The sequence below is a fragment of the Aminipila butyrica genome, assembly GCF_010669305.1.
In the GTDB taxonomy this organism is placed as follows: domain Bacteria; phylum Bacillota; class Clostridia; order Peptostreptococcales; family Anaerovoracaceae; genus Aminipila; species Aminipila butyrica.
The window spans coordinates 843,161-859,674 of record NZ_CP048649.1; the positions used below are offsets into that span (position 1 = coordinate 843,161).

Annotated in this window: 10 protein-coding genes; 6 read left to right on the forward strand and 4 right to left on the reverse strand. The window is 47.2% G+C overall.

Annotation, left to right across the window (positions count from 1 at the left end):
- The first annotated feature begins 213 nt into the window (after positions 1 to 213).
- From Ami103574_RS04085 to Ami103574_RS04110, 6 genes are all read left to right on the forward strand, one after another.
- On the forward strand, positions 214 to 8,502 hold the full coding sequence (locus tag Ami103574_RS04085; RefSeq protein WP_163065414.1) for a leucine-rich repeat protein: 8,289 nt from the start codon (positions 214 to 216) through the stop codon (positions 8,500 to 8,502).
- A gap of 270 nt (positions 8,503 to 8,772) precedes the next feature.
- The gene (locus Ami103574_RS04090) at positions 8,773 to 9,321 is read left to right on the forward strand and encodes an RNA polymerase sigma factor (RefSeq protein WP_163065415.1); all 549 of its coding nucleotides are present in this window, start codon (positions 8,773 to 8,775) and stop codon (positions 9,319 to 9,321) included.
- Complete coding sequence (locus tag Ami103574_RS04095) at positions 9,311 to 10,012, forward strand: hypothetical protein (protein WP_163065416.1); 702 nt, start codon at positions 9,311 to 9,313, stop codon at positions 10,010 to 10,012. Before Ami103574_RS04090 ends, Ami103574_RS04095 begins: the two co-directional genes overlap by 11 nt.
- Positions 9,999 to 10,856, forward strand: a complete 858-nt coding sequence (locus Ami103574_RS04100; protein WP_163065417.1) for an ABC transporter ATP-binding protein — start codon at positions 9,999 to 10,001, stop codon at positions 10,854 to 10,856. Before Ami103574_RS04095 ends, Ami103574_RS04100 begins: the two co-directional genes overlap by 14 nt.
- Positions 10,853 to 11,881, forward strand: a complete 1,029-nt coding sequence (locus Ami103574_RS04105; RefSeq protein ID WP_163065418.1) for an ABC transporter permease subunit — start codon at positions 10,853 to 10,855, stop codon at positions 11,879 to 11,881. The genes Ami103574_RS04100 and Ami103574_RS04105 overlap by 4 nt, the downstream gene beginning before the upstream one ends.
- Positions 11,878 to 13,116 (forward strand): hypothetical protein, encoded by a 1,239-nt coding sequence (locus Ami103574_RS04110; protein WP_163065419.1) that lies wholly within the window; start codon positions 11,878 to 11,880, stop codon positions 13,114 to 13,116. Before Ami103574_RS04105 ends, Ami103574_RS04110 begins: the two co-directional genes overlap by 4 nt.
- A gap of 74 nt (positions 13,117 to 13,190) precedes the next feature.
- On the opposite strand, the gene Ami103574_RS04115 is transcribed toward Ami103574_RS04110, so the two are convergent.
- The 4 genes from Ami103574_RS04115 to Ami103574_RS04130 form a co-directional block, all read right to left on the reverse strand.
- On the reverse strand, positions 13,191 to 13,607 hold the full coding sequence (locus Ami103574_RS04115) for a pyridoxamine 5'-phosphate oxidase family protein (protein WP_163065420.1): 417 nt from the start codon (positions 13,605 to 13,607) through the stop codon (positions 13,191 to 13,193).
- 76 nt (positions 13,608 to 13,683) lie between these two features.
- Positions 13,684 to 14,043: a winged helix-turn-helix transcriptional regulator gene (locus Ami103574_RS04120; protein ID WP_163065421.1), complete on the reverse strand. Its 360-nt coding sequence runs from the start codon at positions 14,041 to 14,043 to the stop codon at positions 13,684 to 13,686.
- 61 nt (positions 14,044 to 14,104) lie between these two features.
- On the reverse strand, positions 14,105 to 14,920 hold the full coding sequence (locus Ami103574_RS04125; protein WP_163065422.1) for a TraX family protein: 816 nt from the start codon (positions 14,918 to 14,920) through the stop codon (positions 14,105 to 14,107).
- Positions 14,910 to 16,514 carry a M56 family metallopeptidase gene (locus Ami103574_RS04130; protein ID WP_163065423.1) on the reverse strand — a complete coding sequence of 535 codons (1,605 nt, stop codon included), beginning with the start codon at positions 16,512 to 16,514 and terminating at the stop codon, positions 14,910 to 14,912. Before Ami103574_RS04130 ends, Ami103574_RS04125 begins: the two co-directional genes overlap by 11 nt.

A 16,514-nucleotide genomic window follows, 5' to 3' on the forward strand; every position in this document is an offset into this window, starting at 1 on the left:
AGAGACTGTATAAATACTTGATGTGGTGTATAAAAACTAGAAAGTTTTATATTACAGATTGTGAAAAAATTTTCAAAGTCTTTCTTGACAAGCATAAAAGAGAGAATTATAATGAAAATGCCTGGTTAGCTGACGCTAACTAGGCATTTTGACCGTTAGTGGTTAGCTAAAGCTAACTTAAAAAATATAAACAGAAAGGAAGAAGGAAAACGAATGAAGCTTAATTGGAAATCGACCATGTCAGGAATTCTGGCAGTTTTCGTCATGTTGAGCAGCCCGCCTCTGGTGTATGCTGCCGACGAAGAACTAGATATCACTGGCACGGCAGCGATTCAAGAAGTATCGGAATCTGAAAGTGCCGGTGACTTTATTATCTCTGACGATGGAGTGTTATCAGAGTATAAGGGGACTGATGCACACATGGTGATTCCGGATGGTGTTAAAACCATCGGAAGCGGAAGCACTTTGGCAAAACCCAATGGCGTGATTGTGACGGAGGTGACTATTCCGGCCAGCGTAACCAAAATTGAAAAAAGCGCCTTTCGCGGATGGGGAGATCTTCACCAGATTAATTTTTCTGAGGAAGAAACGTTAAAAACCATTGGAGACGGCGCGTTTGTCAATGTAGGTATTCCTGAACTGGTAATCCCGGAAGGGGTGGAGACCATTGGAGGAGAGGGGGCATTGGCGGCAAAGGATGTTGTATCCATTGCTCTTCCGTCTACGGTGACACAGCTAGGGGGCTCTAAGGGGGCCTATGAGGCCTTTTGCACAAATAGTGTGCCTTCGACCTTGACCAATGTAACCGTGGCAGCAGAAAATCCTGTCTACAGTGCCCGCAATCAGGCACTTTATAATGCAGAGGGAGATACCCTTCTCTACTGTGCATCCGGCGTTGGAAGCGGATATGAGATGGATAATCAGACAAAGTCCATCGGCAGCTATGCCTTTTATAAGTTCCCGTCTGCTTCGGTAATCATCTCAGATAGTGTGGAGACCATTGAAAGTCATGGTTTCGATAGTTCTCAGCTTACATCTTTGTTGGTACCTGCCTCGGTTAAGACAATAGGCACCAGCGCGTTTTTTAATAACAGTAAGCTTAAAACAGTTGATTTTGCAGAAGGCTTGTCCCAGATTGGCGCTTCGGCTTTTAGTGAATGTTATTTCCCAAAGGATACCCGGATTGTTTTGCCGGTATCTTTAGCATCAGTCGGTGCTTCGGCCTTTGACTGCTTAGGAGACTATGGCGCATCCACAATCCGAGTTTCCAGCGGGGAGACTCAACTAAGCAGTGGGTTTATTCCTTCCTATAATGCTATCACCGTGGAAGGTATCGCCGGATCCACGGCGGAAGCTTACGTGAAGGAACTCCAGGATTCAAAGGGCAGCAGCTGCAAGCTGGTGTTGACACAGATTTCTGCTGGACAGCCTACAGAAGTAGAGAGTATTGCACTGAATCAGCAGACCCTTGCTCTGACGGCTGGGTCAACGGCCACCTTGACTGCTGATGTGCTTCCAGAGAGTGCCGCCAACGCAGAACTGAACTGGACATCTCTGAATGAAGCCGTGGCGACTGTGAACCAGTCTGGCGTCGTAACTGCTGTGGCTGTCGGTGAGGCTACAATCCAAGTGGCTTCTGCCAATGGGAAAAAAGCTTCTTGCACGGTTACCGTGTCCTCCGCATCGGTGCAACCCGGGTTTGACATCGAAAGCGGGGTTCTGGTGGCCTATACGGGAAGCGATACGGAAATCACCATTCCTAATACGGTGCAGGTGATTGGTAACGGCAGCAGCCCGATTTTCGCCTCCAACCAGAAGGTAACCGCTATTACCATTCCTAGCAGTGTAACGAAAATTGCGGATAAGGCCTTTTATAGCTGTGCGGATCTCACAGAGGTGAAATTTTCTGCAGAAAGTCATTTGAATCAGATTGGCCAGCAAGCTTTTTATCTGGCGTCCGGTATTCAAGCATTGGATATTCCAGAAGGAGTGGCAGAAATCGGGCCCCAGGCATTTGTGAACATGCATAGCCTGGAGAGCATGTCGCTGCCAGCATCGCTTTCTACCTGGGGAAACAGCAACGACTGGTTTGGCCTGATGTTTTCCTTAAACACCTCCAGCAGTGCCCCTTCTAAATTAAGGGCCATACATATCGCAGCGGGAAACCCGGTGTATTCCTCCCAAGATGGCATGGTATATACTGGAAATGGAAAGACGCTGCTCTATTCCCCAGCTAAAAAAACCAGCATTTCTTTTGCCAATGGGGTGGAAGTCATCGGTAAGTATGCGTTTAATAAGAATGAGCTGACAACGCTTTCCATACCGGAAACGGTAAAGGAAATCCAGTCGTATGCGTTTTATGGTGCGGCTCTCACTTCGCTGACGGTTCCCGGATCGGTAGAAACCATCGGCGATTCAGCATTTTATAACTCTCAGCTGCGCAGCCTTCTGTTGTCGGAAGGGGTTCAGACCATAGGCAACTCGGCCTTTTCTCAAAGCAGAATTAGCGGGGTTACCATTCCAGCTACGGTGACTCGTATCGGGAAAAATGCTTTTGACTTTGAATATGGAGGATCTTATATTCGCCTGCTGAACGGCGAGACGGAACTGGCAGATGAGTTTATTCCTTACTATGAAAGTATTAAGGTCTATGGCACGCCCGGCTCAACGGCAGAGCAATACATAACCGCTAAAAAAATCGAGAAAAATGTCGCTTGCAAGCTGACCTTCTGCTTGGCTAGTACCTTTGCCGATGCAGAAAGCTTACTTCTTAGCCAGGTTACAGCCATACTGGATCGGCAGGAAACCCTTGTCCTGACAGCAAGCCTTCAGCCAGAAGGAGCTGTGGGACCTGCCATCGCTTGGAGAAGCAGTGATTTATCTGTGGCAACGGTGGACAGCAAGGGAAAGATCACGGGGATACAACCGGGAGAGGCCGATATTATCGCGACTTCTGGCTTGCTCTCTGCCGTGTGCCACGTTTCAGTCAAGTCCAGCAGCAGCGACTATGTCGTTAATGAAAAAGGTGAAATTACGGCATACCTTGGAAACGATTGGACGAATCTAATCATTCCTTCCCAGGTAGACGGCGCTCCTGTTACAGGAATTGCTGATGGGGTCTTTTCTGGCAAAACCAGTATACAAACCGTACAGCTCCCAGATTCCTTGAAGACCATTGGCAAGGAAGCCTTTTACGGTTGCAGTGCATTGAAGTCTGTGACCTTTGGCAGTGGGGTTGTATCTTTGGGAAGCGGCGCATTTGCTGTGTGTAACGGACTGACTAGTATCATGTTGCCGGAAGGAATACAGCAGATTCCTGAAAAAGCTTTTCTTGGCTGCTTGCAGTTGTCTTCTGTGACCCTTCCCTCGACGGTAAAAGAGTTGGGGACAGATGCCTTTTCTGGCTGCGTGGCACTGACAGCATTAAATCTGCCAGAAGGATTGGAGACAATCCGCAAGGGCGCCTTCTTCAAGTGCCCGCTGACAACATTGCACCTACCGGCTTCGCTGAACCAGTTTGGCGACAGCTATATCGGAGATGTCTTTGAAGAGGCCGGGAAAGTTACGGCCAGCACAGCTATGAAGACCATCACTGTAGCCAGCGGAAGTACTAAGTATAGCGCTTATGATGGGCTGCTGTATAATAAGGCTGGTACAGAAACCTATTTCTGCCCACGGGGAAGAACGGAAGCCAATCTGCGCTCCGGTACAGTTAAGGTCGGGGACAGCACGTTCTTTATGTGTTTTGATTTGACTAAAGTCACCTTCCCCTCCACGCTGAAGGAGATTGGTGAGCATGCCTTCCAATATTGTGAGGGGCTTGTAGACTGTGAACTGCCAGAAGGCCTTGAAACTGTAGGGAATTCTGCTTTCTTCGGCTGCGAGAACTGGACTGGCGTGGATCGAATTCCATCAACGGTCAAAACTATTGGGCCTTATGGTTTTGCCGAGTGCAAGGGCTCTATTCTGGTAATTCCAGAGGGCGTGCAGCGGATAGAAAGTTATGCGTTCTGGGGATATGAAGAAGGGTTGACCGAAATTCACCTGCCTTCCACCCTGACTTATATTGCAGACTCCGCTTTCTCCTGGGCCAAAGATGTCACCAGTCTGGTTGTGCCAGAAGGTGTGACGGAAATCGGAGCGCAGGCCTTTGCCCGCATGGACCGATTAGAAGAGGTTACGCTGCCTCCTACCTTAGTTAAGCTGGGTGCAGGCGCGTTTATGGGGCCTTCTCAATCGGAAAATCTGCTGAAGGAAGTGTACATTCCTTCCAGTGTGCAAACTTTCGGAGATAAGGTATTTGAAAATCGAACTGCTGATTTAACTATAGTAACAGACCGCATGAGCAATGCTGCGGCGGCTTATGCTCTTGCCAGCCAGATTAAACTGCGAATAGAAAGCGGACCTGTGGATCCAGACTTTGATATCGTGGATGGCGTTTTGGTGGCTTACCATGGCAGCAAAAGTGAGCTGGTGATTCCGGAAGGGGTTGTAGAAATCGGTCCGGGTGCTTTCCAGCATGAGCATGAGGGTGAGCAGGAAGGTCCAGAATTGAAAAAAGTGACCATTCCGGCAACCGTTGTAACTATCTCCCGAGAAGCGTTCCATGGCTGTGCGCTGACAGAAGTGATTTTTCTTCCTGGCAGCCAGCTGAAAACTATTGGCGAATCCGCCTTTGCTTATTGCACAAAGCTGCCTTCTATTTCTCTGCCGGAAGGGGTGACCAGTATTGGCGATCGCGCTTTTGATGGAGATAGTCTTTTGAGCGGCATGGTGATTCCCGCCTCCGTGGAAACCATCGGTGCATATGCGTTTAATGTGTGCACAGGACTGCGCTCCATTACTTTTGGAGATAGCGGTAATCTGAGAACCATTGGTGCAGGAGCCTTTTACAACTGCTTCCGCCTGTCTGCGTTAGATATTCCAGAAGGTGTGACGGAAATCGGCGATAATGCTTTCCGCATCAGTAGTGGGCTGAAAACGCTGAACTTGCCTTCCACGCTAGTTAAGCTGGGAACCAGTGTGCCGACGGTGTTCTGTGATACGACAAATATTACCTATACAGGAGCAGATGCTTTGATGGATATCTCCATCGCTGTGGGCAATCCGGTGTATTCATCTATGGATGGGGTCGTATACAGTGCTGATGGCAAGACCCTCCTTTATTGTCCAGCAGGAAAAATTGGAACGTTAACCGTCCAAAGCGGGACGATTAAGATTGACGATTACGCGTTCTACCGCAGCCAGGCAGATCACGTAGAGCTTCCTGACACGCTTTTGACTATTGGCAAAAGTGCTTGGGCTAACAGCAAGCTGAGCAGTATTGTCATCCCAGATTCGGTTCAGACCATTGGTGACCACGGATTCTTCTTCTGTGGTAAGCTGAAAACTGTAAAGCTGGGTTCTGGTCTGGACACGCTAGGCGCTGGGGTATTTTCTCAGACTCCATTAAAGGGCGTGACGATTCCAGCATCGGTAAAGGGAATTACGACTAACACTTTTGATGAACTGACAGGGTGGATTCGCTTCTTAGGCACGGAAACGGTTCTGGAAGCGGACAGCCTTTCTGCCGGGACGGTGCTGACGGTATACGGCTATGAAAACTCTAGCGCCCAAAACTATGTGTCTCAGCTCCAGGCAGCTCTGGGAGACAGTTGTAAGTTGACCTTTCAGCCGATTAGTAAATTTATAGAAGTTGATAGTCTGACGCTGAATGAAACATCTTTAAGCTTGAAGCAGCGTGAAACCAGTCAGCTGACGGCTACGGTGCTGCCGGATACTGCAACCCATCGGGATGTGGTATATCAGACGACCAACAGCCGCGTGGCGACCGTTTCTCAGGAGGGAACAGTCACTGCTTTGCAGCCTGGTACGGCAATTATTCGAGCGCTTTCAACCGATGGGCCATCGGTTGACTGTGCAGTCACTGTAATAAAAGATGAATCCATCAGCGATTTCAATTTAAATGCAGAGGGGTACATCACCGGTTATGTGGGGGACGATACCAATTTGGTTATTCCGTCCACCGTCAATGGAAGGACTGTTATCGGCATTGGGCCGGGGGCCTTCCGCAATAACTGGAATATCCGCAGCGTTTCTTTCCCAGATACGCTGACCATTATTGGGGATCGTGCATTTGAATCCTGCAAGAATCTCAGCGAAGTAAACTTTGGTTCGGGTTTAAGAGAAATTGGTGTGTCTGCATTCCATGGCTGCACAGATCTTTCAGTGGTAAGTCTGCCCGATGGTTTGGAAACGATGGGGGCAGAGGCTTTCGCTGTTTGCGAGAAGCTTGAACATGTACGAATTCCTGGAAGCCTGAAGACCATTCCAGAATCTGCTTTTGAAACATGCTGGCGTTTGCGTGAAGTACACCTTCCAGAAGGCGTGGAGAATATCGGCAGAAGAGCCTTCTATGAGTGTGAAGGAATGGAGCTTCTTACGCTTCCAACCAGCCTGCGGGTTATTGGTGAAGGCAGTTTTACAGCCTGCGTAAGATTGCAGGAAGTCATCATTCCGGAGGGAGTGACTACGATTGGTCAAGAAGCCTTTATGAGCTGTACAGCACTGACCAGTCTCCAGTTGCCATCTACTTTAGAGACGCTTGGCAGCGCTTACCCAGGTGATGTGTTTGAGCAAAATGCCAGTGTTCTGGGCTGCAATCAGCTGAAAACAGTTACGGTGGCAGAAGGCAATCCATACTTTTCTTCTTATGATGGGTTGCTCTATACTGCCGATGGAACGGAACTGCTGTTTTGCCCTCGGGGACGTATCTCGGCTTCAGTGAAAGAGGGAACCGTAAAAATTGGAACCTATGCCTTCTTCTTCTGCCGCCAGTTACAGGAAGTAAGCCTTCCTAAAAGCCTGCGGGAGCTTGATAAGGGCGCATTTTCCATTAGTGACAGACTGATATCCTTAACTCTGCCAGAAGGCTTAGAACGGATTGGCATGAGTGCGCTGGCCGATTGTGCTTCCTTGAAAACCCTTGTCATTCCAGGGACTGTAAAAGAGATTGGAACCTATGCCATCAGCTCGACAGGCTTGGAGACCCTGACTATACCAAACGGTGTTCAGGTGTTGGGCGAAAATGCTTTAGCTTCCAATAGCCTGTTAAAAACAGTCCATATTCCAGCCAGTGTATCAACCATTGGCAAGAATTTGCTGCGATCCAGCGACAAGGCAACCATTTGGACGACATCCGCAGATACGCCAATTTACAGCTATGCAAAAGATAACAGTATTCCCGTTCAGATTACTGGTGGAACCAGCTCCGGAAAAAGCTCCGGCAGCCATTCAACGAAAGAAACAGTAAATCAAGGACAGAAAGACAATGTGCTGACACCGTCTGCTTCCATGGATGGAAAGGGGCAGGGCAGCGCAAAGCTTACAACCGAGGAGGTAAAGCAAGCAATCGAAGCCGTGTCAAAAAATAGCTCTTTGGAAGTCGTTATTCAGCCGGCATTTGGCAGTACCCTTTCCAAAGCAGTTGTAATATTGCAGGGAAAGTCTGTGGCCTCTATTGCTGAAGATACGTCGGCAGACCTGAAGATTGAGATGAAGGTAGGCAGTGTAACCATTCCAAATAATGCACTGACTTCTATTTCTTCTCAGGCGTTGGGCGACACCATCACATTCAGCATGGAAGCAGTCAAGGAATCGTCCCTGACCGCTGAACAGCAAAAACTGGTAAATGGAAATACCGTGTATGACATCTCTGTTCTCAGTGGTGATAAACCAATCAGTAACTTCGGCGGTAAAACTATTACGATTTTACTGCCTTACACGCTGAAAGCTGGTGAAAGTGCAGAAGGCGTTGCTGTTTGGTATCTGAGTGACAGCGGAAAGCTGGAGAAGCTCTCTTGCCGATACGACTCTTCGACCGGGATGGTGCGTTTCACCACCAATCATCTCTCGGCTTATGTAGTGGGTTATGAAGAGACCTGGCAGAATCCATTTTCGGATGTGAAAACGGGGGATTGGTACTATACAGCGGTAGAATATGCTCTGAAAAATAATTTATTTAAGGGGACTAATGACCGCTCCTTTAGTCCGCAAGTGGAGATGACTCGAGCTATGCTGGCGACGGTGCTCTATCGGATGGAGGGGCAACCTGCTGTGACGGATGGGACCAGAAACTTCCAGGATGTGAAAGCGGGTCAGTGGTATACGGATGCCGTGACGTGGGCTGCGGCCAACGGTATCGCAGACGGCTATGGCGATGGGTTCTTCGGCGTGGATAGCAATGTCAGCCGGGAACAGATGGCAGCGATTCTGTATCGTTATGCGGGCTATAAGAAGTATGACGTTACCGGAAATGCCGATTTGTCAGCCTTCACCGATGCGGCTAAGATCGATAGCTGGGCGAAGCCTGCAATGCAGTGGGCTGGTGCCGAGGGCTTAATCAACGGTACTACCGCTGAGACCCTCAGCCCAGAGGCTTTTGCCACACGGGCCCAGGTGGCCGCAGTCCTAATGCGGTTTGCAGAAAATACAGCTAAATAAGTGACCGTTAAAAAGGTATAGTGGCTTTCCGGGTCAGTATGCTGAAAATATGAACAGGGGACGGGTTCTTCTTCAAAAAGAACTCGTCCCCTGTTTTTCTATTGGGTTCAGCTAAACCCATAATGTCTCTAGGCGGACTGATTTAAAAGTAGTAAGATGATGATAGCTTCTGTTTGGGATGTATGATAAGAAATAATTTTAAATAAATTGAAACTATTAATCCATGTCAAACGAATATATAAACAGACAAGCAAGAAAGGAGGCTGTGGGGTGAACGACGAACAATGCTTGATACGCAGAATACAGAAAAAGGGTGACCGCAAAGCTGCCGACTGTCTGGTAAGGCTGTATTACGAAGAAATCTTTCGCTTTATTCGCAAGCAGACTTTCGACGAAGAAATAGCGCTTGATTTGACCCAGAGCAGCTTTATCTCTATGCTCAGAACGATTGCCCACTATGACCCGAAAAAAGCGGGATTCCGAACGTGGCTCTATAAAATCGCTACCAATAAGACTGTAGACTACTTTCGCTCCCACGCTGGACAACTGATAAAAGTTTTGCCTCTGGACGAAGTTGAACCGACGGTAGCAACGGACTTCACAAAACAGATCGAGGATGCCGAGTTTGCCAGAAAGGTAGAAGATTTCATCGCTAGGTTTCCCGGCGATACCCAGCGAATCTTTCGGCTGCATATTTTCGGTGGCTATACCTTTATGGAGATCGCGGAAGGCTTGGGAATTCCAGAAGGGACAGCTAAAACAACGTATTACAGGCTGATTCATATTTTGAGGAAGGAGTTTTCAGATTATGATGAATAAAGATAGAAGTATTGAGTATATTCTGGACCAGGGTTTAGTGAAACCGAAGAACGCCGGGGAACAGGCAGTTGATATTTTTCGTTCCCTGGGCTGGAAGTTCCTCTTTTGGGATACGGCCTACGGCCTTATATTTGCAGCCTTGACTCTGGTGGTCATCGTTGTTGTTTTGATTAGTGTACCTGACAATTACCGCTTTTCAGCAACCGCTTCTGCCGCGCCCCTCTTGTATCTTTTGATTGCTGTGTTTACAGAAATGGCGGAGCGGGCAAATGGGCTTTATGAACTGAAACAGACTTGTCGCTATACCCCAGGCCAGGTTACTGCCCTTCGGACAACTTGCTATTCTGTTGCCGGGGCTGTTTACACGGCGATTCTGGCCCTGATTAATATGCGCGGCTCAGAGGAGTTTCTTCCGCTGCTTGCCTTGGGACTTTTTGCGCTTTTCGTATGTGCGGTGCCTCAGCTTCTGATTGTTCGTCTTATCCGGTGCAAGTGGGCAAATGGGCTTTATGCCGTCCTGTGGGTAATTATTAATCTGACGCTGTTTATACGGTTCGGCGAGGCGTGGGAGGAAATTCTTTTAACTCTGCCGATGACCCTTTCATTCAGTGTGGCAGCAGCTGGAGCAATTATTCTCGCTTATCAAATTCAGAAGATGTTGACGGAGGTGGAACCTTATGCTATCCCTTAATAATGTGACAAAAAATTATGGCAAGTTTACGGCTTTAGAAAGTCTCAGCCTGGAGTTTTCCAATGGCATATATGCCCTGCTGGCCCCCAACGGCGCAGGCAAGACCACGTTAATCAAGATGCTTGCCACCCTTATATTTCCCACCCAGGGTGAAATCCTCTGGAACGGCGACGAGATTGTCAAGCTGGATGCAAGCTATCGGGACTTGCTGGGCTATCTGCCCCAGGATTTTGGCTACTATAAAAATCACTCTCCCCGGGAATTCCTGATGTACATATCTGCCTTGAAGGGCATCGAGTCAACTGTGGCAAAGAGCAAGACAGAGGAGCTTCTCCATATAATGGGTTTATCGGATGTAAGGGACAAGAAAATGCGGAAATTTTCGGGGGGCATGATTCAACGGGTTGGAATTGCTCAGGCGATGCTCAATAATCCTCAAATTTTGATTTTGGACGAGCCTACCGCAGGACTGGATCCCAAGGAGCGGGTCCGCTTTCGTAACCTCATTTCCTCTCTCTCAAAAGAGCGTATTGTGATTCTGTCCACCCACATTGTTTCAGACATTGAAACCATTGCCAGCCGCGTGATTATGCTCAAGGACCATAAATTATTTGCCAACGATACACCGGCTGCTATTTGCTCTGCCTTGCAAGGTAAGGTCTATGAGACTGTTCATATGGACGCTGTCAAAGCGCCGTATCTTGTGCTCACTGAACATCAGGAGGAGGGAAGGACTGTCACCCGCTTTGCTTGTGACAGGGATTGTAGGGAGGTTGCTCATCAGGTGCCTGTTAACCTGGAAGACGTATTCCTTTACATCTACAGAGATGAGGCTGTGCAATGAAGTGTGTATTTCGATACGAGATTAAGAAAATCTTGTTTACGCCTGCAATCCTCAGTGTTGTTCTGCTCTGCCTCATCTTCAATATGGCGTTAATAGGAATCTATGACGATGACAACCCTGTTCAGTCAGACTCTCAAGCGGTTAATATCTTTGAGGGCTTTGACGCAGGCGATATCGCGGAAGGATTTATTGCCAAGTACCATGTGACCGGAAGTAACGCTGATCACATCCGAGGGAAATATGCCAAGCTTCAGCCGATTATCGACGAAAAAGCTGTCAACGGCGATAGCCTGTCTGATTATTTTCGAGAGCGGACTTATTCGCTTCACCGCTTGCTGTTTAACACCATTTTTTTGGCAATTACAGCCGAGAGCAGTCTGCTTGCCTTGTTTGCAGCCCTTGTTTCCATCACGTATGAGCAGACGCAGGGAACCGAATATGTTGTTTATTCGTCAAAAGTGGGACGGCACATTCTTAGGTGTAAGTTTTGTGCTTCGCTGCTGGCGGCAATCTGTTCCACCGCTATGATTTTGGTGGCGACTCTCGTGGTGTTTTTTGCGAAGTTTGATTTTTCCAAGGTATGGGGGGATAACGTATCCAGCTCTTTTAATTTTGCTGCATACTCCTATACTATTCCTTTTGTCACGTGGCATAGCTTTACCGTGGGAGAATATTTAGGTGTGGTTATCAGCGCCGCGGTTGTTCTTGCCAGCTGCTTCTGCCTGATGGGGTATACCATTGGCTTATTCGTACCAAACAGCTATGGGGCCTGCATTGGTGCACTGTTGGCCGTTGTATTGCCTTTCCTGGTGAAGCCGCTGTTTTCCATGGGGTCGATCTCTTTAAGCATATTAAACCTTATGCCAACCAACCTAGTGCTTAACAGTGGCCAATGGTTTACAGACGGCAATGCAGGTATTATCTGGGCTAATTTTGAGACGATAGGGCTGGTTATATCCTTTGCTGTACTAGGGCTTACGTCAGGTGCGGCAGTTAGAATCTTCAGGAAGAGGGAATTTCTATGAGAATCTTTATGTGTGAATTAAAAAAGCTATGGAACTGGCGCATACTGGCGGGCATAGCTGCTCTGGCCATACTTGTCTGGTTTGCGCTTATGTACGATTTTATTGATGGATACGACAGTCTGACGACCCACGGCATTTATGGAGCCTATCAGGCTGAGATGTTCGACCTGTATGGTGAAACCCTTGAAGCGGATGAACTGGCCGAATTTGATCTTCCTGGGAAAAAAAGGAAAGCAATCCTGGAGATGAACAGCATCATTGCCCAAGAACCAATATTCTCTGAAAACAATATTCAAAATTATGAGGATTTTATAGCCTTAAGGCAGCTGGCTAGTTCGGATATCCCCTATGAAGAAGCGGAAAAACTGTGGAAAAAGGTTGGACAGATGGAGGAAAAACTGGAAAATTGGTATGAGGATATAACCCTGGACGAATGGTACCTCTCTCCTTACATGCGATTGAGCAACTTGGAGACACTGGAGAGCCGATATGTTGAGTATCAAGATAATCTTGACAATTACACTCAATACAATTCCTATCCCGTTGTGAGTCGCAGTACGCAACAGGTGGCCATAATGCGCAATGCCAACCTGATTCACTATGAGTTGTGCCCAGCTTTTTCTCAATATGCGGCTATCGCTGCTGTTTTTTCGGTGTTTGCGGTTCTGATTCTTATTGCACCCCTTCTTACAACGGATCGCTGGCAAAAAATAAACCTGCTGCAATATTCGTCTCACAAGGGACGCAGCATCCTGAGGTGTCAGTTTGCTGCCACAGTTGTCAGTTCTTTTATTCTCTCGACCGTGCTGATTTTCTCCGGGTACTTTTTGTTCTTGACCGATGGGGCGATTAAATATTGGCATGCACATATTATGGCTATTGAACAAAGGCAAATGTGGCTGTACAATATTACCTTCGGACAGTTTGTATGGATTCTTGCGGGGCTGTCGGTGGTTGGTTCGGTAGCGGCGGCCTGTTTCACCTTTATCCTTGCCAGGTTTTCTGCCAATTTGGTTAACCTGATGATAAAGGCTGTTCCGGTAGGCACGGGGGTGGCTGCGATTGTCGCTCTTACTGTAAATATGGCCCTTTCGGACAAGAACATTCTATTCCGGCAAGTCTTCCATGGCAGCATTGATGGCCCTGAAATCATCACGGCTGTGGCCTTAGCTGTCACGGCTTTGGCAGCGGCGGGAGCCGTTCTTTATAGAGAGAAAAAGATTGATGTCAATTGAAAAAGAGGTGCTATTCCGTGGAGAACAGCACCTCTTTTTCTTTTATACGTTTCAGCCTGATTGTTTTCTGCCGTTTAAATATCAAAATCCTCGGACTTAAAGTTACTGTAATACCGCCCTTGCATCCCCGTGAATTTTAGCACACAATAGTCGGGATCGGTTACGCCTTTTGGATAATACATGGTATCCCCCTCTTGCCAAATCATTTCCTTGCTTGCCTGATCCGCTAGGACCTCCATGGTGCCCCTTAGCATAACCCCTCTGAAAAATCGTTTATCACAAAAATAAATACAAGCATGGGGGTTTGTTTTATAGTGGGCCACACGCAGGGAGGAGGTATTGGTGGTAAAATAAAGAACCTGGATTCCTTCTCGCTTTCTTGGGGGCAGCATGGCTTTTGTGTTGGGAAAGCCTGTAGTGTCAATGGAGCTTATAAAAGCGACCTTTTGTTTGTCAATTAAATGTCCAATTGTTTTTTCTGCATCTCTCATTTCATGATCCTCCGTCTGTACTAATTATAAGGACAGGAAGGCCATAAGTAAATTACCCACTTTTTTGTGGGTACTGTTAATCGATAAACCCCTTTTCCCTCAAGATGTCGTCCATTCCATTTTCTTTCATGAGATCGATGCCAACCTCCTGCATGATAGCAATGGCTTCCAGCAGTCGGTTTCCTCGCTCTGTTAAACGATATTCAGCCTTTAATGGATACCCTTCAAAGGTGTGCTTAGCGATTGCTCCAACGTGCAGCAACTCATTCAGATGTTCTAAGAGCATTTTTTGTGTCACGCCATTTATGTCCCGTTCAAGCTGTGCCAAGGTAGAGGGCCTTTTGCCAAGCTGCCATAAAATAATTGGTTTCCATTTACCCCTGGTAATATCATGGGTAAGCTCCAAGGGGCAAGTATAGTTTTCTCGTATCTTCAAAAATATCACCTACTAAACAATTGTAATATCGCTCGATGTTAAAATTGGGCGATAACTGTATTTAAAATAAAACTTTTACGTAACCGATTGCTGCTAAAATAAGCAAATGCAGTGGATAAAAAGCGTACATAAACCATTTAAACCTTTTTCCAGTCGGACCTTGTTCACCGGAATAAAAGCAAATGGCCAAAATACCTAGATAGGGTCCAATCACATTTAGCAGGCAGGTTCGCAGCAGGGCAAAATCTGTCAGGGTATAGGCAATCAGCCTGTAACGGGCCAGAACAAGTATGGGCATAAAGAACAGCGTTCGTTGCCAGACTGGCTGATTTCTCAATATATAAAACATAAAGATAATAAAGATGTAGCCCTCGCTACCCTCCAATTGAAGCAGCCGAGCCAGGGCACCAGCCAAGACAATGAAGCTTAGTCCCCCTATTAAGTGCCCTTTTTCCACGCATTTGGTATAACTCCAAAGAGATAAAAGCCCTAAACTTAACGTAAACAGAATGTTCAGAGGGACATCATTCCAGTCGCCAGCAATATTATACATTCGGTTTTCCGCCAGATGAAATAGGATATAAGGAATTTGCGCAATAATGGCAGTGCAAAAAATACGCGAGATGTAGCGTTTAAGGTTTCGGGTATGCAAGAAACCTTCTACAATACAAAGCATAAAAATTGGTGCTGCCACTCGACCGAAGTAGATGAACAAATGAGGAATCCATGACATAATCCAATTACTCAGGTTTTCCTGATGAACGGATGATAACCAACCTGCAAGAGGAACAAGGGCGTCGGACAGGGGGAATATGCGTATAAAGTGGTCAAAAAACATGGAAGTAAGGGCAAGAAGTTTTAGCTGCTTACTGTTCATTTGCAAAGCCTGAGCCCTTTTCAGCCTGGACGACGGTAATCTGCTCCGCCAAAGAGGCGTTATCCTGGGTGGTCGATGTGTTGTAAAAAACTTCCTGTTGGCTACGTTTTATTTCTTTGGTCCGATGATCAAATTCACGATCTCCTTCTTTTAAAGCTGTTACAGAGGTGATTTGGCCTAAGCGATTCCGATGGACAGAAAGGTCTACGGCACCATTCTCTCGGGTTTGCACGGAACCAAGCATTTTATCTGTATAGGTTCTCACGCTTTCTCCCTTATAGAGATAAAAACCATCTTCGCCCTTCGTAATCCCCTGATTTGCATATTCCTGTAAAATCTCCTCATCCATCAGGCAAAGATTGACGGTCAGCTGAAAGGCACTTTTTTCTACATTAAATTCTTTGGCCAGGGCGGCTTTAACTTGACTGGCAATGATGTCCGGATCCTTGGAGGTATCTGATTCCAACACATCAAAAATTTTATTGTCAGCGCGCTGATCGGCATGCTGGCCTAAGGCGATATCTCTCGTAAGCTCGGCCCTGACTCCCCAACGGGAGGCCGTACTGCTGCAATAGCTGCTCAGATCCGCCGAGAAGGGAGCTTGTCCCCCTGTTGCAAAAGCAACGGTGCCGGTTAGTACAAACAGCACAGATATGGCTAAAACAAAAGAAGTGGTCTTCTTGTAGGTTAAAACATTTCTAATGCGGCGTTCCACTTCTGTTTTGGCAAAAGCACTGTAAAGCAGGGTAGAACGATTCCCTGTAATCGCCATGGCAAGAAGGCTTGCCGCATAGCTTTTCCGTTCATCCCCATGGAGCTGACGGAGCACAGCCCCATCACAGGCTGTTTCCAAATCTGAAGAAAGACACTTTGACATAAACCATACCAGTGGGTTATACCAGTGCAGGCACAGAGCAACCAGCAAGACTGCTTTTAGCCAGTTATCCTTGCGTTTGATGTGCATGAGTTCGTGAGCGAGAATATGCTGCAACGTCTGAACTTGTTGGAAGTCCATTCCCGCAGGCAGATAGATGCGAGGATGGAAAATACCGCAGAGGAGAGGAGAAGCTATTTCATCGTTGGTGAATACCAGGATGTGCCCCATATTCCTATCTCGAAGGATACGGTTGATTGTTTGGTTATGCTCCACCAGCAGGCTATTTTTTAGTCTTCGGGAATATTTCAGTTTTTGTCGCAGCAGGATTCCCGCTGTCGTGATAGCGCCTAAACCGAATAAAGTGATTAGTACAGGCTGCCAGCCTAGATTTGAGGAATCAGTGTTGTTTGTCATGCTGTAAGCTGCGGATTCCATCGTACTTGTATCGGTTGGGGCTGTCCCTTGTGCGATATCACTTACGTAGACGGTGGAGGTGTTTGAAAGCGGCAGCGGCCAGTCCGGCACCGGTGCACTGAGTGGGCTGGACAGAGAGAAGGGTACCAGCAGCCGAATCAGCACCAGGCTCCACAGCAGAGGAAAAACTAACTTTGGCAAGCGGTTTTGCAAGCAGGCCCGAAATAATAATAGGAATACAATCATAATGCTGCCATACAGAGCCATGAGATACAGCGGCATATCCATTCTGAAATGTAACAT

Bases quoted from the DNA above. Each gene is read 5' to 3' on its own strand.
- Ami103574_RS04085 (WP_163065414.1), top strand. From the start codon at position 214: ATGAAGCTTAATTGGAAATCGACCATGTCAGGAATTCTGGCAGTTTTC.
- Ami103574_RS04095 (WP_163065416.1), top strand. From the start codon at position 9,311: ATGATGAATAAAGATAGAAGTATTGAGTATATTCTGGACCAGGGTTTA.
- Ami103574_RS04100 (WP_163065417.1), top strand. From the start codon at position 9,999: ATGCTATCCCTTAATAATGTGACAAAAAATTATGGCAAGTTTACGGCT.
- Ami103574_RS04105 (WP_163065418.1), top strand. From the start codon at position 10,853: ATGAAGTGTGTATTTCGATACGAGATTAAGAAAATCTTGTTTACGCCT.
- Ami103574_RS04110 (WP_163065419.1), top strand. From the start codon at position 11,878: ATGAGAATCTTTATGTGTGAATTAAAAAAGCTATGGAACTGGCGCATA.
- Ami103574_RS04115 (WP_163065420.1), bottom strand. From the start codon at position 13,607: ATGAGAGATGCAGAAAAAACAATTGGACATTTAATTGACAAACAAAAG.
- Ami103574_RS04125 (WP_163065422.1), bottom strand. From the start codon at position 14,920: ATGAACAGTAAGCAGCTAAAACTTCTTGCCCTTACTTCCATGTTTTTT.
- Ami103574_RS04130 (WP_163065423.1), bottom strand. From the start codon at position 16,514: ATGTTACATTTCAGAATGGATATGCCGCTGTATCTCATGGCTCTGTAT.